This window comes from Sulfurimonas xiamenensis (genome assembly GCF_009258045.1).
GTDB classification, from domain to species: Bacteria; Campylobacterota; Campylobacteria; order Campylobacterales; family Sulfurimonadaceae; genus Sulfurimonas; species Sulfurimonas xiamenensis.
Window position 1 is genome coordinate 369,734 of record NZ_CP041166.1, and the last position, 19,244, is coordinate 388,977.

Sequence of the window (19,244 nt, forward strand, 5' to 3'; positions counted from 1 at the left end):
TTGTCAAGTATAATAAGCAGTGAAAATATTAAAAAACACAATATTGATAAGTATGAATTTAAGATATTAAATATTAATTTAGAATCCAAAAAAAAGGTTAAAGAATCTTTAGCAAATCAAGAAAAAAATATTGTTAAAAATCAGAAACATATACAAAAGAGAGAAACTGATATAATAACATCTGATATTATAAAGCTTCAAATTAAATTGCAGAAAATGAAACATAAGCATAAAAAAAAGCTTAAAAAAATAAAAGAGAAATCTTATGCCAAAGGCATTAAAGATGGTGAAGCAAAAGCTCTTAGACAATATAAAAAAAGCAATATTAAGTGAGTAAAATAGATTTATGAATATAAAAACAAGCACAATTAAAGAATTAGAAAATCTTTGTAAAGAGATACGAGAAGAAATTTTAAGAGTGGTCAGTAAAAATGGCGGACATTTAAGTTCTACTTTGGGAGCTACTGAGCTTATAGTAGCTATGCATAAGGTATTTGACAGTAAAAAAGATCCTTTTATTTTTGATGTATCGCACCAGTCTTACGCACATAAACTTTTAACAGGAAGATGGAAAGAGTTTGATACACTAAGGCAGTTTAACGGTCTATCTGGCTATACAAAACCAAGTGAGAGTGAACATGACTACTTTGTGGCGGGACACAGCTCTACTTCAATATCTTTGGGTGTTGGTGCTGCTAAAGCAATTGCTCTTAAAGGTGAGCAAAATGAAAGAGTTCCTGTAGTTATGATTGGCGATGGGTCTATGACTGCAGGGATGGTTTATGAAGCTCTTAATGAACTAGGCGATAGAAAATATCCGATGATTATTATACTTAATGATAACGAGATGAGCATATCTAAGCCCATTGGAGCACTAAGCAGAATGCTTAGTTCAGCCATGGCATCACCATTTTATCAAAACTTTAAAAAGCATACTGAAAATTTTGTAGATAATTTTGGAGAGAGTGCGCACTATATTGCAAAAAGAATGGAAGAGTCTCTAAAGCTTATAACTCCGGGTATTATGTTTGAAGAGATGGGAATTGATTATATAGGGCCCATTGACGGACATAATCTTCCTTCGCTTATAGAGATACTTCAAAAAGCTAAAGAGCTTAAAAAACCTGTTATTGTTCATGCTCAGACGATTAAAGGAAAAGGTTATGAAAAGGCTGAGGGACAGGAAGAAAAATGGCATGGAGTTGGACCTTTTGATATAGATAGTGGAAATTCATCTAACAAGAGCACGCTTAAGAGTGCAACTAAAATATATGCAGAAGCTCTTTTGCACTTGTGTGAGGAGAATGAAAAAATTGTTGGTGCAACGGCTGCTATGCCTAGTGGAACGGGTTTAAGCGAATTAATTCAAAAGTATCCAAATAGATTTTGGGATGTGGCAATTGCAGAACAGCATGCTGTTACTTCAATGGCGGCTTTAGCAAAAGAGGGATTTAAACCATTTTGTACAATCTACTCTACATTTTTACAACGAGGGTATGATCAAATAATACATGATACATGCCTAATGGATCTGCCGGTTGTTTTTGCACTTGATCGTGCCGGAATAGTCGGCGAAGATGGCGAAACGCATCAAGGAGTTTTTGATATCAGCTTTTTAAGAGCTATACCAAATATGACTCTTTTTGCTCCTAGAGATGAAAAATCTTTTCATCAAGCTCTTGCTTTTGCAGCCAGTTATCAGCACACATGTTCTCTGCGTTATCCGCGAGGCTCATTTATAGAGACTGATCTGCCGGAATCTCAGCCCTTTGAATTGGCAAAATCACAACTGCTTCGTTCAAATAGCAGTGATATTTTGTTTATAGGCTATGGAAATGGTGTCGGTCGTGCTTATCAGACAGCTGAGTTATTAAATGATGAAGTTAGCATTTTAGATTTGCGATTTGTAAAGCCTCTTGATAATGAAATGCTTCGTGAAATGGCTGCAAAACATAAAAAGTGGTTCGTATTTAGTGACAGCGCAAAGATGGGCGGAGTCGGCAGTGCTATTTTAGAGTTTTTGTCAAAAGAGAAGATTTTAGATGTAGAAGTGGTGAGTTTTGAGTATGAAGATAATTTTATTACTCATGGAAATACGAAACAGGTGGAGGAGTCTTTGGGACTTTTGCCTTTACAGTTGGCAAAAAAGGTTATGGAGTTAGTTGAATAACTCCCGCAAACCTTCCTGTTTTTGCTTTAGCTCTGTATGAGAAATATTTATGAGTATTGCAGCATGTGCACTCATCGCAAAACTCAATATTTTCTCTTTTTATGCCGCAAGATAAAAGTTGTTTTTTTAAAATTGCAGCTACATCAAGATAGAAGTTCTCGTTCCTTTTTTGAACAGCATACTCTAAAGATAGTGCTTTTGCCTCTTCGTAAATCTCACTTCCAACTTTATAACAGCAGACACCAATGCTCGCACCAGCGCTTACATATATGTCTTTTGGATCTGAGTCAAATTCCGTTTGCATCTTCTTAATTACATTTTTTACTATATTTTTAAATGCGCCTGCTCTTCCTGCATGAACAGCAGCGATAACCTTTTTTTTATCATCGTATAAAAGCAAAGGAGAACAATCAGCTACCATAACCATAAGCGGAGTGTTTTTTCTGTTTGTTATAAGCGCATCGCAAGTTGGCGGAGTTTGAAAGTCTTCATCTCTTACCATATATACGATATCGGAGTGAATCTGTTTCATGTGCACGAGCGAGTTTTTTTTATACCCTAGCTCTTTTGCTAAGAGTTCATGATTTTTCTGCACCTCTGTTTCGTTACCTCCGACATGAAATGCCAAGTTTCCACACTCTTTTGTTGTAAAAGCGTGCAAGAGGTTTGTAAATGAGTCTAGTTTTTTACTATAATAAAATTTCATAGAAAAATTATATCCAAAAGGGAATATTTTGAGTAAGTTTAGTTTATATCCGGTTACTTTGGATGGTTTAGATATAGAGGCAAAAAGAGAAGAGATAAGAGCATATTTTCACAATACTTACGATATTTTTGAGAAGATTTTTGAAGTACTAAAGAGCGATGAGATTTTTTATCAAAAATCTGAACCGACTCGTCATCCGATGATATTTTATTTTGGACATACGGCAACTTTTTTTATAAACAAACTAGTTTATATGAAGATAATTAAAGAGCGTATAAACTCTGAGTTTGAGTCTATCTTTGCCGTGGGTGTGGATGAGATGGAGTGGGATGACTTAGAGAGCAGCCGTTACAAATGGCCTAAAGTGGAGGATGTAAGAGAGTACCGCAAAAAGGTTAGAAGTCTTGTTGATGGGCTTATAAGTTCACTTCCTCTAACTCTGCCAATCACACAGGAATCGCCTATATGGATAATTTTAATGGGTATAGAGCATGAGCGCATTCATATAGAAACCTCTTTGGTTCTGCACCGTCAGATGCCGCTTAAAAATGTTAAAGAGGTAAGAGAGTTCAACATCTGTCCGCATAGTTCGGAGGCTGTAAAAAATGAGATGATAAAAATAGAGGGTGCCAATGTTGTTTTAGGTAAAGATAAATCACATAATCTCTACGGATGGGATAACGAATACGGTAAATATTCGCAATATGTGGATGATTTTAAGACTTCAAAATATTTGGTAAGCAATGGCGAGTTTATGGAATTTGTAAAAGATGGCGGATATGAAAATGAAGAGTTTTGGGATGATGAGGGGAGAAAGTTTTTAAAAATCAGCGGTGCGAAACACCCAACTTTTTGGGTTTTTGAAAATGGCAAATTTAGATACAGAACGCTTTGTAAGCTCATAGATATGCCGCTTGACTGGCCGGTTGATGTTAACGCACTTGAAGCAGAGGCGTTTTGTCGTTACAAAAGTAAAAAGGATGGAGTATTTTATTCTTTGCCGAGTGAGGCGGAGTATAGACTGATATATGATTATGCAGGTTTGCGTGATATTCCTGATTTTCATGAGAGCAGAGCAAATCTAAACTTCTATCACTACTTTAGTTCATGCCCTGTAAATGAGTTTGGCTTTAACGGCATATATGATGTTGTCGGGAATGTCTGGCAGTGGAGTAGAACGCCGATATTTGGTTTTGAGGGTTTTGAAGTGCATCCGGCATATGATGATTTTTCTGTACCTACATTTGACAATAGACATGCGCTTATTTTAGGCTCATCGTGGGCAAGTAGCGGAAATTTAATTATGAAACACTCCCGCTACGCATTTCGCAAACACTTCCCTCAAAATGCCGGTTTTAGATATGTAGTATCAAACAGTGACATAAAGATAGAACAAGATGTTTACGAGAGCGATGAATTGGTGTCACAGTATTGTGAATTCCAGTATGGAGATGCATACTTAGGCGTAAAAAACTTTGCAATTGAGTGCGCAAAAATAGCCTCTAAATTTGTAAAAAATTATACAAAAGCACTTGATATGGGATGTGCAACGGGAAGAACAACATTTGAGCTTGCCAAGAGTTTTAACAAAGTTGAAGGGATTGACTTTTCCGCTAGATTTATAGGCGTGGGCGTAAAGCTCAAAAATGAGGGATACATAGCATTTTCTTCAAAAACTGAGGGCGATTTGGTGCAAAAAAAGAGGGTAAGTATAGAAGAGCTCGGTTATGAGAAAGTAAAAGAAAAAGTCTCATTCTGGCAGGGTGACGCATGCAACTTAAAACCAAATTTTAATTCTTATGACTTAATACTCGCTACAAACCTCATAGACAGGCTCTACAACCCTAAACTATTTTTAGAGAGTGTGCATAATAGACTAAACAACGAAGGTGTATTGATTTTAACATCACCATACACATGGCAGGAGAGTTCAACCAAAAAAGAGTTCTGGCTGGGCGGATATAGAGATGAGAGTGGCAAAGAGGTTAAAACCATAGATACGCTCAAAGCGATACTTGGCAAAAATTTTGAACTTTTACATGTAGAGGATAGAGAGTTTGTTATAAAAGAGACAGCAAGAAAGTTTCAGCACAGTGTTGCAGAGGTAAGTGTTTGGAGAAAGAAGTGAGATACGACTTTTCAACTTCTGTACCAAGAGAAGACACAAATTCGGAGAAGTATGTTTTAAGAGAGAAGCTATTTGGAACTAAGGGTGTGGAGCCTTTGTGGGTGGCAGATATGGATATTGATACACCTGATTTTGTGTTAAATGCTGTAAAAAAGAGATTAGAACATCCGGTTATAGGATATGAAGAGGTGCCATCTAGTATGTTTGACGCTCAAATAGAGTGGATGAAGAGGGAGCATAATGTAGAGTTTGTGCTTGAAGATATGCTCTATTCGCACTCTGTGGTTGCAAGCATGAATGTTGCGATAGAAGCATTTACACAAAAGGGTGATAAAGTGATAGTGCAAACACCTGTCTATTCACCTTTTTTTCACAGTGTGATAGAGCATGAGAGAGATATTTTGAAGAACCCTCTCAAACAAAAAGATGATGGAAGCTACACTTTTGATATAGAGGATTTAAAATCAAAAATTGATGAAAAGACAAAGCTTTTGCTTCTTTGTTCGCCGCATAATCCGGTTGGAAGGGTTTGGAAAAGAGAAGAATTGGAAGAGATTTTAAAAGTTTGTCTTAAACACAATATTGTCGTATTTAGCGATGAGATACATTGTGATTTGGTTTATGCTCCAAGCAAACATACTCCTTTTGTCTCGCTCTCTCAAGAAGCCAGAAATATAACGGTTACGGCCATAGGAGTTGGAAAAACATTTAATATGGCGGGATTTGCTATAAGCAGCGTGGCAATACCAAACAGAGATTTAAGAGAGAAATTTTTAAAAGTTTATAACCGTATCCATTTTGCAAATGGAAGCTCTCTTTCGCATGCAGCTTTTGAAACTGCTTACAAAGATGGTAGAGAGTGGCTTGAAGCCTTAAAAGAGCATCTTTTGAAAAACTACAATATGTTGCAGAAGGTATGTGAAAAATTCCCGCATCTTATAAAAGTAACACCTATAGAAGGAACCTATCTCGCATGGCTCGATTGCAGAGGGATGAAACTTCGAGATAAAGAGTTGAGAGATTTTTTTGTAAAAGAGGCAAAATTAGGTCTTAGTGCCGGGCTTGGTTTTGGCAGAGAGGGAAGTGGTTTTATGAGATTGAATTTTGCAGTTTGCTTTGTTAAAATGCTTCAAATAGTTAGTTCACTAGAAAAAGTATTATTAGAGTATAAAAAAATTGATTGATATAAATAGAAAGAAGTTGTAATGAGCAGTGATTTAGAAAAAATAGATAAGTTTTTATCAAAACATCATGTTTTAACTCTTGCTACATCAAATGAAAAAGAGCTTAGTGCATGCAGCCTTTTTTATGTTTTTGATAAAGTAAAGAACTCTTTTGTCGTGGCAAGCAGCGAAGCTACTACGCATATACAAAATATTTTGAAAAATCCTTTTGTTGCAGGAGCAGTTGTTTTAGAGACTAAAATAGTAGGTAAAATAGAAGGAGTTCAATTTAGGGGAGAATTTTTGCTTTTAGAAGATGAGACTTTAAAAAAATTATATTTTAAAAAGTTTCCCTATGCTCTTGCTATGAATCCCAAACTTTGGCAGATAAAAATAAACTATTTTAAAATGACGGATAATACTTTGGGATTTGGTAAAAAAATTATTTGGCAGAAATCTTGAAAGAGCATGGCAGATTTTTATGCAGCATTAAAGGTTTTAAGTAAGCTGTTTTAGCTTATTTGGTACAATGGTATAACTAAATTTTAAAGAGAAAAACAGATGGATAAAATATTACTTATGCTGCAGCTTCAAGCAGATTTAAACGAGGCTACAAACGGAGAAAAATGGACAAGCGGAATAACAAAAAACTCTAAAGTAATAAACTGGAAAAGATGTATCTACATGGAGTGTGCGGAAATGATTGAGAGTTTTACATGGAAGCACTGGAAAAATATAGATAAAGAGGCAGATTGGGATAATTTACAAGTTGAAGTTGTTGATGTTTGGCATTTTATAATGAGTTTGGCTATAGAAAACTACTCTCAAACACTAAGAGGTCAAATTGAAGATTTAGCGATAAATATTTCAGAATTAGAAAGTTTTAATAAAATAAATACTCAAAATACGACATTTGCACAGCAAGATGATATTATAGAAAAGATAGAATCGATTATGCTAGATACTCTCTCTAAAGAGCCTTTAAATCTTGAAAAATTGATATCAGACTTTTTTGATTTAGTTGTAATGAGTGGTCTTGATTTGGAGAGCTTGTATAAGCTTTATGTAGGAAAAAATATTTTAAATCAGTTTAGACAGGATCACGGCTATAAAGAGGGAAATTATATAAAAATTTGGGCCGGTGAAGAGGATAATGTAATAATGAAAAGAATTTTGGAAGAAAATAGTGACATAAAACCAGATGAGTTATATAAAAAACTTACAAAACTCTATTTAGCTTTAAACAAGAGTTGAGATTTGAGTAATATATTAGAAGTTGAAAATCTTTCTTTTGGATATAAAAAAGATTTCTTGCTTTTTAATAATTTGACATTTTCATTAAAAAAAGGGGAAATTAAAGCGATTGTCGGTGCAAGTGGAGCTGGTAAAAGTACTCTTTTTGAGTTGATACTAAAAAATTTAAAACCAATATCTGGTTCAATTAAAAGTTCTTTTTGTTCAGAAGTTTTTCAAGACCCTTATAGCTCATTTCATCCAAGTTATAAACTTTTGAATCAGATAAAAGATGTAGCAAAACTTGATGAGCTTGATAAATATTTAGAAAATATAAAGTTAGATTATGAAATCTTGCTTAAGCTTCCATATGAACTCTCCGGAGGGCAGCTTCAGCGTGCTTCGATTCTTCGTGCAATGCTTATGAAACCGGATCTGCTTCTGCTAGATGAGCCTACATCTGCGCTTGATAATGTAATTCAGTTGGAAGTTATGAGTATGCTTGTAAAGCATCTTGACAGGATGGGGATGCTGCTTATAACGCATGATTTGGATTTGGCAAAGTGGTGTGCCGACGAAATAATTATGATTTAAGAAAATACTTCATTAAATAAAAACCGCTTCCAGCCGTAAAAATAGTTCCAAATGCATTAAGAGAGATATTTGCAGCTGCCAGGAGTATATGCCCGCTGTTTAACAAAAAAAAGCTCTCAATGGCAAAAGTAGAGTAGGTAGTTAGTGCACCTAAAATCCCAGTAGACAAAAATGATTTTGCATGTACTGAAAAGAGTGTTGTAGACATAAAATAGGCTATAAGCAACCCCATTATAAAACTGCCGATTAAGTTTACTCCCAAAGTCCCATATGGAAGATCATGCGGAAATTTATGAGAGATTAAACCGTTTAGGTAAGCTCTTAAAACAGCACCTATAAAACCGCCGCTACCTATGGCTAGGATTGTTTGCCAGCTCATTATCATACACCTTTTGCATTTTTTCTCTTAAGTCTTTTAGCCAGTTTTCATCATTTTTATCAGCTACAAATGATTCCATATAGATCGCTTTTATGCGCCCTGGTTTATAGTAGAAGTTTTTTATATTATAGTATTTTGAAGTTTGTATTAGTACAACGGGCTGAACACGAAGTCTGTTTGCATCAGCTACAATTTTTGCTCCTGATTTAAATGGAAGCATTTTGTCTTTTGTGGAGCGTGTTCCTTCAGGAAACATGGTTATTACTCTATTTGTTTTAAGGACGCGCTTTGCATCTTTTAAAAGTTTTATAAGAGATGTTTTACTCTCTCTCTCAACTGCTATATCCTGCGGCAACTTAAGAATTAAACCGAAAAAAGGCATATCAAAGAGCTCTTTTTTTGCAACCCAAGTAAGATCCCTTGAAGTGATTGTTTCCATTACAACTATATCTAAATCACTTTGATGATTTAAAAGAAACATTTGAGCTTTTGGATCTTCTTTGCCTTTTACTTCAACTGTAAAAAATATACTGATTCTAATAAGCCAGGCTGAGAGTTTTCTGCTATATGGTCTAGGGAGAATATAAAAAGTCAATATCATTATAGTAAGTGATACTGCTATTATTATGGTTGCAAATAACCAACTAATGTGAGCAAATATCTTCATTTTTTACCCAACCTATTTTTTTATTTTTTAACTGCACTTTTACCCACCCTTTTACTTCATCCTCTTTTTTCAGATAGTATTTACCTGGGGTTGTTTCAAATATTGTTCCATTTGCTATAGGAAGAAGATAAATTTTTGAATCCTTTTTTATACATATCTCTTTTGATGGAATACCGGTATACGCAATATATGCAAGAGGAATGAGAATAAAAACTAAATAAATATACTTTTTTTTCAATAAAATGATAAAAAAAAGTATAATAGCTATAGCTGCAGCAAAAGCAATTTTTAACATTTCGTGAGATTGATCTTTTGGCTTTAAATCACTTTGTGTAGTTACGCTGTCATCTATTAAAACTATTGGTATATTGATCGGTACAAATTCATTTTTATTTAGATTAAAATAGGAAAATGATAAATTTTCTATTTTTTTATCTATGATTGCATAGTATGTAATTTTGGAATCAAAATAAGATTCTACAATAGATTCTGTACCTTGTTTATACACATCATTTAGTTTTAAAGCAGAGATATCGCAATTTTTTGCAGTTGCTACAAACACAACAATGTTGTGTGTATCGTTGTAGTTAGTAGTTTTATATTCAATAATTTCAAATATATCTGCAATAATATTTGAAAAATCTTTTTTAGGATTTAATGAGATAACATTTAAATTTTGACCCGATAAAGTTGTAGTTTTGTATTGGACATCGCTATTATTACTTAATAATATGGCTCTAAAGTCCGGAAGTTTTACAGTAGTTGATGTTGCTAAAAAATAAAAAGTATCATAATAATATTTAGAATCTTCCTCTCTTAAAGGGAAATCGTTTAAAAGCTTCAATCCTTTTGAATTTGAAAGATCGTAAGTTATGTCTAAAAAGTCTTTTACTGTAGAGAGAACTTTAAGGGTTACTTTAAAAATCTCTCCTTTTAAAACTCTTGATGGAACTTCTTGATAGTTTAGGTAAATAACTTTTGAAGAGTTGTTGTGATGAGTGCTTTTTTCAATATTAGTAAAGTTGTCTGAATTTGATGCATCAAATGTATTCGCAAATATAGAGATGCATAAAAAAAACGATACTAATAGTAAACTCCTCACGCTGTTAAAAATCCCTCTAACATTTTAACTCCATCATCACTTCCAAGAAGAGACTCCATTGCTCTTTCAGGATGAGGCATTAATCCAAAAATATTTTTTTCTTTATTGCAAATACCAGCAATTGAGTCTACACTTCCATTTGGATTTTTATCTTCTGCATTTTCATCACAATATTTCAAAAGAATCTGATTATTGTCGTTGAGCTCTTTTAATCCAGCTTCATCTATGTAATAGTTACCATCATGATGTGCAATAGGAATATTGAGAATATCACCAACATTAAATTTTTTTAAAAATATATTATCATTGTTTATCACTTTTAGATGATGATGTTTTGAGATAAAGTGCAGGTTTTCGTTTCTCTTAAGTGCACCAGGAAGAAGACCCGCTTCTGTAAGTACTTGAAATCCATTACAGATTCCCAATACTTTTCCGCCATTATCTGCATATTTAGTTACTGCCTTCATAACAGGACTAAATTTTGCAATTGCACCGCTTCTTAAGTAGTCGCCATAGCTAAAACCGCCCGCAATTACTAAAAGATCCGTATCAGAAGGAATTGTTTCAGATTTATGCCATAAAATCTCTGTTTGCGCTCCTAATGACTCAAAGGCATGTTGCGTGTCATACTCGCAGTTCGTACCCGGAAATTGTAAAATTGCTACTTTCATTTTATCAGCTCAATTTGATAATCTTCAATAACGGTATTAGCAAGAAGCTCTTCACACATTTTTGTAACATCTGCCATAGCTTTTGTTTCATCAGCTTCATCAAGATTTAAAACTATCTGTTTTCCAATTCGCACATCATTTACATTACTAAAGTGCAAAGATTCTAATGCATGATGCACCGCCTTGCCTTGAGAATCTAAAACACCTGTTTTTAAAGATACATTTACAATTGCTTTCATCTGTTATTTCCCTAAAATTCTATTTAAAACTTGTTCATAGGCTATTGTTAAATCACCTAAACCTTGACGAAATCTATCTTTATCCATTTTTTCACCGCTTGTCATATCCCAAAAACGGCAATTATCAGGGCTAATTTCATCTATTAATATAATATTACCGCTTTTATCTTTTCCAAATTCTAATTTAAAATCAATAAGATTAAGACCTTTTTCTGCAAAATACGGCTTAAGAATATCATTTACCTGTCTTGCCATGCGACGAAGTTTGTCAAGCTCATCCTGAAAGTCTACAAGTCCTAAAATAAGAGCGTGCTGATCATTGAGTTTAGGATCACGCAAAGCATCATTTTTGTAATCAAATTCAACTAGTGTAAATGGAAGAACTGTTCCCTCTTTGATTCCTAGATTACGGCTTAAGCTTCCTGTTGCAATATTGCGGACAATAACTTCAATAAGAATAACATCTGCTTTTTTATGCAACATATGATTATCATCTAACATTTTAACAAAGTGTGTTTGTATACCTTTAGATTCTAAAAGTTTAAAAAGCTCAGTAGAAATTTTGTTATTAAGTGCACCTTTGCCTGCTTCACTTGATTTTTTTTCGCCATTGAATGCAGTTAAATCATCTTTGAATTCTGAAATAACAAGATTTTCATCATCTGTTAAAAATAACTTTTTTGCTTTTCCCTCATAGAGTAGTTCTTTTTTTTCCATTTTATTTATAATCCTTTTGTAATAATTAATGCTTTTAGAATATCTACACCAACTTTAAGCTGCATGTCTTTGTTTATTGCTTCATCTGTTATGATATATTTTGAGTCTTCTTGAGCCTCATCCTCTTCTATTTTCCCATCCACTTTTTCTAATTCTTCTTCTAAATGTTTTTTTAAGTCAGCCTCTTTTATTGCGAAATCATTTTTGTTTGTTGTAACTTCACCCGGAAAAACTTCTATATCAGGTTTTACTCCAATAGCTTGAATCGTTCTTCCGCTTGGAAGATAATATCTTGCAATTGTGAGCTTGATAGCTTCTTCTTCATTTATAGGAAGTACCACTTGAACGCTTCCTTTTCCAAATGTATTTTGCCCTACTATAATGCCTCTCTTGTGATCTTGAAGTGAACCGCTTACAATTTCACTCGCACTCGCACTTCCACCGTTTATAAGTACAACCAATGGTACTTTTGTTAAAGTATTTTGTGAACTTGCAGTAAAGACTTCATCATCAGCTTTATTTTTTCCTTTTTGAGAAACTATATCACCATTATCGATAAATATATCAACAAGGCCTACTGCTTGATCAAGAAGTCCGCCCGGATTGTTTCTTAGATCAAGGACGATCCCTTTTGTTGTTGCTTTTCTTTTTTTGATAGCTTTTGCAACTTCGTCAATAACTTTTTTGTCAAAGTTCGTTACGCGAATATATTGAATATCATTACCGATAGATTTTGTATAGACTGAATCTATTGTTATTATTCCTCTTACTATATTTATTTTAAGAGGTTTTGGTTCTTCTTCTCTTACAATCGTCAATTCGATTGGAGAACCGACTTTTCCTCTCATAATGGAAACTGCTTCATCAATAGTCATATTTAAAGTAGATTGATTGTCAACTTTCAAAATTATATCACCGGCTTTAATACCTGCTTTGTCTGCCGGAGTTCCTTCGATAGGAGCGATAACAGTAAGGGCACCATCTTTTAATCCGACTGTAATCCCCAAACCGCCGAATTCACCATTTGTTTGAACTTTTAAATTTTTATAATCTTTTTGTGTTAGATAGTTTGAGTGTGCATCAAGGTTGCTCATCATTCCTTGGAGTGCTTTATCCATTAGCTCTTCAATAGTTATGTCATCAACATTATATTGTTCAACAATGCTTATGACTTTTGTAAATTTTGCTAAGGCTTCGAGTCTTGAACTCTCTTTAACCTCTTTTGCAGCTTCAGTATAAGCGAATAAATTTGTAGAAAATAGCAGTGCCAACGAAACTGTTATAGATGCAAAACCAAGAGTAATAAATTTTTTGTTTTTCATTATTTTCCCTGTTGTAATTTAAAAAGATATTATAGTAAAAAGCTGTTTAAATAACAACTTTGAAATAAAATAAAAATTGATAAAAGAAATTTTCTTGATTTATGGTAATTTATATTTAAATAATTTTTAATATAATACGAAAATAACAATAATAGTAAGGCAAAAATAATGAGTACAATAAGAGAGTATTTAACAGCAGATCATGGTCATTGTGATGAGCTGTTTGCAAATATGGAAGATGCGGTAGTTAAATCAATAGAGAGTGCAAAAGATGCATATGAAGAGTTTGCAAAAGAAGCAGAAAAACACTTCCAAATGGAAGAGAGAATAATGTTTTTGGAGTTTGAAGAAAAAACTGGAATGACTCAGGGTCCAACCGCCATTATGAGACATGAACATGCTCAAATGAGAAATTTAATAGCAGAGATGGGCAAGGCACTGGAAGCTAAAGATAAAGATAAGTTTTTTGGAAACAGTGAAACTTTAATGATACTTATGCAGCAGCACAATATGAAAGAGGAGCAGATGCTCTACCCAATGGCGCAGCAACATTTAAGCGCAGAATCTGATCGTATAGTAGAAATGATGCAGTCAATCATTGTTGAATAAAAACAGGAGTTTGACATGAATTTTGATGGGTTGTCAGTAGATCAAGCGCCACCCATATCGGCGCCGTTTAGATTTTTTATAACCGCACCTCTTTTTGCAATTTTAGCAGGAATTTTAATATTTTTTAGTGATGCCGGAATTTTATCCAGCAGATATGCAACTGAGACAATTGTTATTACACATGCTATTACTATCGGATTTTTTAGTTTTGTAATGTTTGGTGCACTTGTTCAAATGCTGCCTGTTTTAGCAGGGGTGAAAATATTTAAAGTTGAATTAGTTTCAAAGAGCGCACACGCTCTTATGGTTCTTGGCACTTTATCAATGATTTTTGGATTATGGTTTGATTTGTCAAAATTGATTTTAATTGCTTCTATTTTTCTTGGAATAGGGTTTTTAGTTATCATTATTTCAATGTTATTTGCATTTAAAAGTGTTGTAAATATAACGGCAAGCATACGCGCAATGATTACCAGTTTGGTTTTTGCTCTTTTAATAACATTGATGGGTATGCATCTTTTGGCATCATATGGTATAGGAAAATTTTCTGATTTGCATTTGCTATTTGCAAATGTTCACAGTGTCTGGGCTATTTTTGGTTTTGCAGGAGTTTTAATTATAGGTGTGGCTTTTCATGTACTGCCGATGTTTTATGTAGCACCGAGATTTAAAAGATTTTGCAAACAAAGAGTTGTATGGTTTATAGTCAGTGGGCTTTTGTTATGGTTAATTTTAAATATTTATATAGATTCATATAGTGCTGTAGCAAAAATTTGGATTGCACTATTTTTTTGGGCATTTTCAACAACTGTTTATCTTAAGCTTAATGCACGCCGCCGCAAAGTAAGTGATGTGACTATCTGGTACTGGAGAAGTGCGGCTATTTTTATGACCTTGGGTACATTTTCATGGGCGTTTAATGATTTTTTTGATGAAAAGTATATAGTTGTTGTCTCTTTGCTGATAGGCGGAGGATTTATTTTTTCTATTATGATGGGAATGCTATATAAGATAGTTCCATTTTTGGTATGGTTTCATCTTAATGCCAAGGGTTATATGAGTATTCCAACTATGAATGATATGATAAATAAAAAGCTTTCTGCGATTCAATTTATACTTTTTATAATATCTTTAATCGGTTTTATAATTTCTTTTTTTATTCCGGCTGTTTTACCAATATTTGCAATATTGTTTACTCTTAGCATGATAATTTTAGAGTACAATATTATTGTTCCAGTTTTGATATATGCGAAAATAATCAAAACAAAACCTGATTTTGATATGAGTATGTATGTGTAATAATAGTAAAAGAGTAAAAAATAACAAGAACTTAGAGTGGAAAGTGCCATGTGTTAGTACTTCTAAAAGTTTAGTACAGAGGAAGTGTTAAATGCCGAATCGTAAAAATATTATTTTAATAGGTTTTATGGGTGTGGGAAAGGGAAGTGTGGCTCGTGAAGTCATTAAAATTTCTGATTATATGTCTGTTGATACCGATGATTTGATAGAGAGTATGGAAAACAGAACTGTTAAGAAGATATTTGAGAAAGAGGGCGAAGCTTACTTTAGAAATTTAGAAAGAAAAGTTTCTCTTTGGCTGGAAAATTGTGTAGATAATACTCTTATATCTACAGGCGGCGGGTTTTATAAACAGAAAAATCTCAAAAGTATTGGGATTGTTGTCTTTTTAAACTCTCCATTTGATAAAATACTCAAGCGGATAAAGAGTCATTCCAATGCGGCAAAAAAACTTAAGAAAAGACCGTTATTAAATGATTTAAAAAAAGCAAAAGAGCTTTATAAGGAGCGATTGCCTGAATATAAGGCTTTAGCAGATATAGTTATTGATGTAACAGATAAAAGTGCACTAGAGTGCGCTAAAGAACTTTTAAAAAAGGTAGAAGAGCATGCGTAATATTTTTATAATTTTGGTATTTGGTATTGTAGTAAATATCTTTGGATCAGAGATCAATTGGGCAAAAGATTATCATGAAGGTGTTAAAATCGCACAAGAGAGTAAAAAACCTGTGCTATTTGTTTCTTCAAGACACTCGTGCAAGTTTTGTGTTATTTTAGATGAGACTACTTTTGAAGATAAAAGAGTTGCAGAAGAGTTAAATAAAAATTTTGTTTCCATTATTTCTTATAGTGATGAAAATGATTATATGCCTCAAGAGCTGTGGCAGCCTGGTACTCCTGCTATATGGTTTTTAATGCCTGATGGTGAACCGATGTATCAACCGCTTATGGGTGCCATAGATGCAGAAAATTTTTTAAAAGCACTCTCTATAGTTAAAGAAGAGTTTAATAAGGAAAAAAGCAAATAATGATTTTTACAAATTCAAAAAACAGTGGTTTTAAAGCAGAGTTTGAGGAGCTTCTAGGGCGTGGGAAAATGGATATAGCACAGGTAAGTGCTATTGTCGGAAATATTATAAATGAGATAAAAAGCGATAAAAATGAAGCGTTAAAGAGTCATATTGCAAAATTTGACAAATGGACTCCGCAAAGTGATGCAGATCTTAAAATAACCACAGAGTCAATGAGTGCAGCTTACTCAAATCTTGATAAAAAGCTTAAGAGTGCTTTACATTTGTCTTATGAGAGAATTAAGAGTTATCATGAAAAACAAAAACCTAAATCTTGGTTTGATACAGAAGAAAACGGAACTATTTTAGGTCAAAAAGTAACTCCGGTTGATAGTGCAGGGCTTTATATACCTGGTGGAAAGGCAGCTTATCCATCTTCTCTTTTAATGAATGTTATTCCGGCACAGGTTGCTGGGGTTCAAAAAATAGTAGTTTGTACGCCAACACCAGAAAATGAGCCAAATGAGCTTCTTCTTGCAGCATGTCATTTGTGTGGAGTAAGTGAAGTTTATAAAGTGGGAGGAGCAAGTGCAATTGCAGCAATGGCATATGGAACTCAGACCATACCAAAAGTTGATGTAATTACAGGACCTGGAAATATTTTTGTTGCAACAGCTAAAAAAATGGTTTTTGGAGATGTAAATATTGATATGATTGCAGGACCTAGTGAAATAGGAATACTTGCAGATGACAGTGCAAACCCTTCACATATGGCTATTGATATGCTCTCTCAGGCAGAGCATGATGAGATGGCAAGTTCTATTTTAATCACTCCTTCACAAAAATTAGCTGATGCAGTAAAGATAGAGTTGGAAAATTGGCTTCAAAAACTTCCAAGACATGAGATTGCAAGAAAATCAATTCAAGAGCGCGGAGCAATTATTGTAACAGATGATATGCAAGAAGCCATTGAGTTGATGAATCAAATAGCGCCGGAACATTTAGAGGTGGCAACACTCTCTCCTTTTGAACTGCTTTCATATATTAAACATGCAGGAGCTATTTTTCTAGGGCACAATACTCCTGAGGCGGTTGGTGACTATATGGCTGGACCAAACCATACACTTCCAACAGGAGGAACAGCAAAATTTTATTCTCCTCTTGGAGTAGAAAATTTTATGAAAAAATCTTCTATAATCTCTTTTAGTTCTAATGCAATAAATGAGATAGGCAAAGAGTGCGCGCTTATAGCAAGCACAGAAGGTTTGACAGCGCACGAAGAGTCAGTTAAAGTTAGACTTAAAAAATAGTATAAAATATTTTACACTCATCAAAACTATCATTTAAAGTTGATAGTTTTGTTGAGATTTTTTTTAAAATCACCACTTTTCTCTACATACAACTATTTAGCACCTTTCTTTTTTTTAATACTATATTTCATTTTTTAGTTTTTAATATTTAAAAATAGATGATTTTGGTAACAAATGACATAAAATTATCAAAAAAATTCCCAAAAAGAGGAAATATTGTTAAAATGTGATAATTTTATAATAAATTTTAAGCTTTATATAGGTAAGATTTAATAAATAAGAAATTCCTATATATTAGTATAAGAATTTTTTTTTGATTAGATTAGTTATAGTAATAAATCTTAACATTAGTCTGTTAAAAGAGTATAAGGAGAATATATGCAATTAGGCTTCCTGGTTGATTTACATTTGTGTATGGGGTGCAAAGGGTGTGAGATCGCATGTAAGGTGGAAAATGAAGTTCCGCTAAGTACATGGAGACTTCGTGTTAAATATGTTGATGTTGGAACATTTCCTGAAACAAAAAGAACATTTACTCCATTGAGGTGTAATCATTGTGAAAATGCTCCATGTGAAAGAATTTGTCCGGTTAGTGCGCTTCATTATCTGGAAAATGGGATTGTAAATATTGATAAAGAACGCTGTATAGGTTGTGCCGGTTGTGTTATGGCATGTCCTTACGGAGCAATTTACATTGATCCTCAAACACAAACTGCAGATAAGTGCACATACTGTGCGCATCGTGTTGCTTCATCTATGATGCCTGCATGTGTTGTAGCTTGTCCTGTTCAGGCAAATATTTTTGGAGATTTGGAAGATCCTGCTTCAAATATCTCTAAATATATTCAAGTCAATCAAGGCGGTGTTCAAGTTCGTAAACCTGAAAAGGGGACAAACCCTCACCACTATTATGTAGGCGGTGGAAATGTAACGCTAAATCCTCTTGCATCACACAGAGTTGACGGACATTCACTCTTTAATGATATTACAACACTTCCAGTAGGGGGGAAACACTAATGGCACATGAAATTTTAGCAGCAACAAACGCTGTAGTTACTTTAGATGTAGCAATACCGGGGATAGTATGGCCTTGGCTGGTTACGGTTAATATGTGGGCTAAAAGTATTGGAACGGGTGTTATCCTAATGCTTTTTATGCTTCTAAGAATGTATCCTGAACAAGCGGGAAAACTTCGAATGCATACTGCAATTGTTGCTTTTGTATTTATTAATATTTTTCTGCTTTTCACACTAGCTGACTTACATCAACCGCTTAGAATGTGGCATATATTTGTTTATTCTCACTGGACTTCTGCAATTACAGTAGGTGCATGGATGGCTACTGTTTTCTTGGGTCTTTTAACACTTCTTATATTTTTTGCATACAACAAAAGTTATGCGACATATGACAAAGTGTTGTTATGGACTACAGTTTTAGCTATTCCTGTAACGCTATATACTGCCGGTTTAATGGCTCAGTGTACGGCAAGGGAATTATGGCAGATGCCGACTGAATCAGCTCAAATGATTTTAGCTGCTCTTCTTTCAGGTTCAGCCTTTATGATTTTGATGGGTGGAAATAAACTAAATGAAGAAGCGAAAAACACTTTAGGTGTAGTTCTTGGACTTAGTGCATTGATGGCGTTTATAATCTATATGGCAGAGTATATATTCGGTCCAATGAAAGCAGAAGAGATAGCAGCTGTTGTTGAATATATTAAAGATGATGGACCGTACACTGTTATGTTCTGGCTGGGTCAATGGATAGCTTATCTTTTACCGATGCTTTTCATTCTCTTAAGCAGAGCCAGCAAAAGTGAAATTATTTTAAAATTTGCAGCTATTTTAGCATTAGTTGGTTTAGCTATAGTAAAACATGTGTGGTTAATTATTCCACAATTATTACCAATGAGTTAGGGAGATATT

General features: G+C 33.9%; 22 protein-coding genes. 14 read left to right on the top strand and 8 right to left on the bottom strand.

Annotation, left to right across the window (positions count from 1 at the left end; translation table 11 throughout):
- Both FJR47_RS02020 and dxs read left to right on the top strand, forming a co-directional pair.
- Complete coding sequence (locus FJR47_RS02020) at positions 1–333, top strand: hypothetical protein (RefSeq protein WP_152298814.1); 333 nt, start codon at positions 1–3, stop codon at positions 331–333.
- 13 nt (positions 334–346) lie between these two features.
- Positions 347–2,170, top strand: a complete 1,824-nt coding sequence (gene dxs, locus FJR47_RS02025; protein WP_152298815.1) for a 1-deoxy-D-xylulose-5-phosphate synthase — start codon at positions 347–349, stop codon at positions 2,168–2,170.
- Here the strand turns inward: dxs and pgeF are convergent.
- On the bottom strand, positions 2,151–2,876 hold the full coding sequence (gene pgeF / locus FJR47_RS02030; RefSeq protein WP_152298816.1) for a peptidoglycan editing factor PgeF: 726 nt from the start codon (positions 2,874–2,876) through the stop codon (positions 2,151–2,153). The two genes, dxs and pgeF, sit on opposite strands and share 20 nt — an antisense overlap.
- Before the next feature lie 28 nt (positions 2,877–2,904).
- On the opposite strand from pgeF, the gene ovoA reads away from it, so the two are divergent.
- The 5 genes from ovoA to FJR47_RS02055 all read left to right on the top strand — a co-directional run bounded on the left by ovoA (position 2,905) and on the right by FJR47_RS02055 (position 7,994).
- Entirely contained in the window at positions 2,905–5,004 is a 2,100-nt protein-coding gene (ovoA, locus tag FJR47_RS02035; RefSeq protein ID WP_152298817.1) for a 5-histidylcysteine sulfoxide synthase, read from the top strand.
- Positions 4,989–6,188, top strand: coding sequence for a PatB family C-S lyase (locus tag FJR47_RS02040; protein ID WP_241855413.1), 1,200 nt, complete (start codon positions 4,989–4,991; stop codon positions 6,186–6,188). Before ovoA ends, FJR47_RS02040 begins: the two co-directional genes overlap by 16 nt.
- 21 nt (positions 6,189–6,209) lie before the next feature.
- Positions 6,210–6,629 carry a pyridoxamine 5'-phosphate oxidase family protein gene (locus FJR47_RS02045; RefSeq protein ID WP_152298818.1) on the top strand — a complete coding sequence of 140 codons (420 nt, stop codon included), beginning with the start codon at positions 6,210–6,212 and terminating at the stop codon, positions 6,627–6,629.
- 99 nt (positions 6,630–6,728) lie between these two features.
- Positions 6,729–7,421, top strand: a complete 693-nt coding sequence (locus tag FJR47_RS02050) for a dUTP diphosphatase (RefSeq protein WP_152298819.1) — start codon at positions 6,729–6,731, stop codon at positions 7,419–7,421.
- Between the two features lie 3 nt (positions 7,422–7,424).
- A complete protein-coding gene (locus FJR47_RS02055; RefSeq protein WP_152298820.1) occupies positions 7,425–7,994 on the top strand; it encodes an ATP-binding cassette domain-containing protein in 570 nt (189 codons plus the stop codon).
- On the opposite strand, the gene crcB is transcribed toward FJR47_RS02055, so the two are convergent.
- From crcB to FJR47_RS02090, 7 genes are read right to left on the bottom strand one after another with little or no spacing between them, the layout of a single operon-like run.
- Positions 7,984–8,373: a fluoride efflux transporter CrcB gene (gene crcB / locus FJR47_RS02060; protein ID WP_152298821.1), complete on the bottom strand. Its 390-nt coding sequence runs from the start codon at positions 8,371–8,373 to the stop codon at positions 7,984–7,986. The genes FJR47_RS02055 and crcB overlap by 11 nt on opposite strands.
- Positions 8,342–9,040, bottom strand: a complete 699-nt coding sequence (locus FJR47_RS02065) for a lysophospholipid acyltransferase family protein (protein ID WP_152298822.1) — start codon at positions 9,038–9,040, stop codon at positions 8,342–8,344. Before FJR47_RS02065 ends, crcB begins: the two co-directional genes overlap by 32 nt.
- Positions 9,018–10,142: a hypothetical protein gene (locus FJR47_RS02070; protein ID WP_152298823.1), complete on the bottom strand. Its 1,125-nt coding sequence runs from the start codon at positions 10,140–10,142 to the stop codon at positions 9,018–9,020. Before FJR47_RS02070 ends, FJR47_RS02065 begins: the two co-directional genes overlap by 23 nt.
- Complete coding sequence (gene purQ, locus FJR47_RS02075; protein ID WP_152298824.1) at positions 10,139–10,813, bottom strand: phosphoribosylformylglycinamidine synthase subunit PurQ; 675 nt, start codon at positions 10,811–10,813, stop codon at positions 10,139–10,141. Before purQ ends, FJR47_RS02070 begins: the two co-directional genes overlap by 4 nt.
- Positions 10,810–11,052, bottom strand: a complete 243-nt coding sequence (gene purS / locus FJR47_RS02080; RefSeq protein WP_152298825.1) for a phosphoribosylformylglycinamidine synthase subunit PurS — start codon at positions 11,050–11,052, stop codon at positions 10,810–10,812. Before purS ends, purQ begins: the two co-directional genes overlap by 4 nt.
- A gap of 3 nt (positions 11,053–11,055) precedes the next feature.
- Complete coding sequence (gene purC, locus FJR47_RS02085) at positions 11,056–11,769, bottom strand: phosphoribosylaminoimidazolesuccinocarboxamide synthase (protein ID WP_152298826.1); 714 nt, start codon at positions 11,767–11,769, stop codon at positions 11,056–11,058.
- A 5-nt stretch (positions 11,770–11,774) separates the two neighbouring features.
- Positions 11,775–13,091, bottom strand: a complete 1,317-nt coding sequence (locus FJR47_RS02090) for a S41 family peptidase (RefSeq protein WP_152298827.1) — start codon at positions 13,089–13,091, stop codon at positions 11,775–11,777.
- A 168-nt stretch (positions 13,092–13,259) separates the two neighbouring features.
- On the opposite strand from FJR47_RS02090, the gene FJR47_RS02095 reads away from it, so the two are divergent.
- The 7 genes from FJR47_RS02095 (at position 13,260) to nrfD (ending at position 19,235) form a co-directional block, all read left to right on the top strand.
- A complete protein-coding gene (locus tag FJR47_RS02095) occupies positions 13,260–13,700 on the top strand; it encodes a hemerythrin domain-containing protein (protein WP_152298828.1) in 441 nt (146 codons plus the stop codon).
- A 15-nt stretch (positions 13,701–13,715) separates the two neighbouring features.
- Complete coding sequence (locus FJR47_RS02100) at positions 13,716–14,999, top strand: hypothetical protein (RefSeq protein WP_152298829.1); 1,284 nt, start codon at positions 13,716–13,718, stop codon at positions 14,997–14,999.
- Between the two features lie 91 nt (positions 15,000–15,090).
- The gene (locus tag FJR47_RS02105) at positions 15,091–15,615 is read left to right on the top strand and encodes a shikimate kinase (protein WP_241855414.1); all 525 of its coding nucleotides are present in this window, start codon (positions 15,091–15,093) and stop codon (positions 15,613–15,615) included.
- Positions 15,608–16,027, top strand: coding sequence for a thioredoxin family protein (locus tag FJR47_RS02110; RefSeq protein WP_152298830.1), 420 nt, complete (start codon positions 15,608–15,610; stop codon positions 16,025–16,027). The genes FJR47_RS02105 and FJR47_RS02110 overlap by 8 nt, the downstream gene beginning before the upstream one ends.
- Positions 16,027–17,319 (top strand): histidinol dehydrogenase, encoded by a 1,293-nt coding sequence (hisD, locus tag FJR47_RS02115; RefSeq protein ID WP_152298831.1) that lies wholly within the window; start codon positions 16,027–16,029, stop codon positions 17,317–17,319. Before FJR47_RS02110 ends, hisD begins: the two co-directional genes overlap by 1 nt.
- Positions 17,320–17,697: 378 nt before the next feature.
- Positions 17,698–18,336 carry a 4Fe-4S dicluster domain-containing protein gene (locus FJR47_RS02120; protein WP_152298832.1) on the top strand — a complete coding sequence of 213 codons (639 nt, stop codon included), beginning with the start codon at positions 17,698–17,700 and terminating at the stop codon, positions 18,334–18,336.
- Positions 18,336–19,235, top strand: coding sequence for an NrfD/PsrC family molybdoenzyme membrane anchor subunit (gene nrfD / locus FJR47_RS02125; RefSeq protein ID WP_152298833.1), 900 nt, complete (start codon positions 18,336–18,338; stop codon positions 19,233–19,235). Before FJR47_RS02120 ends, nrfD begins: the two co-directional genes overlap by 1 nt.
- Positions 19,236–19,244 lie beyond the last annotated feature (9 nt).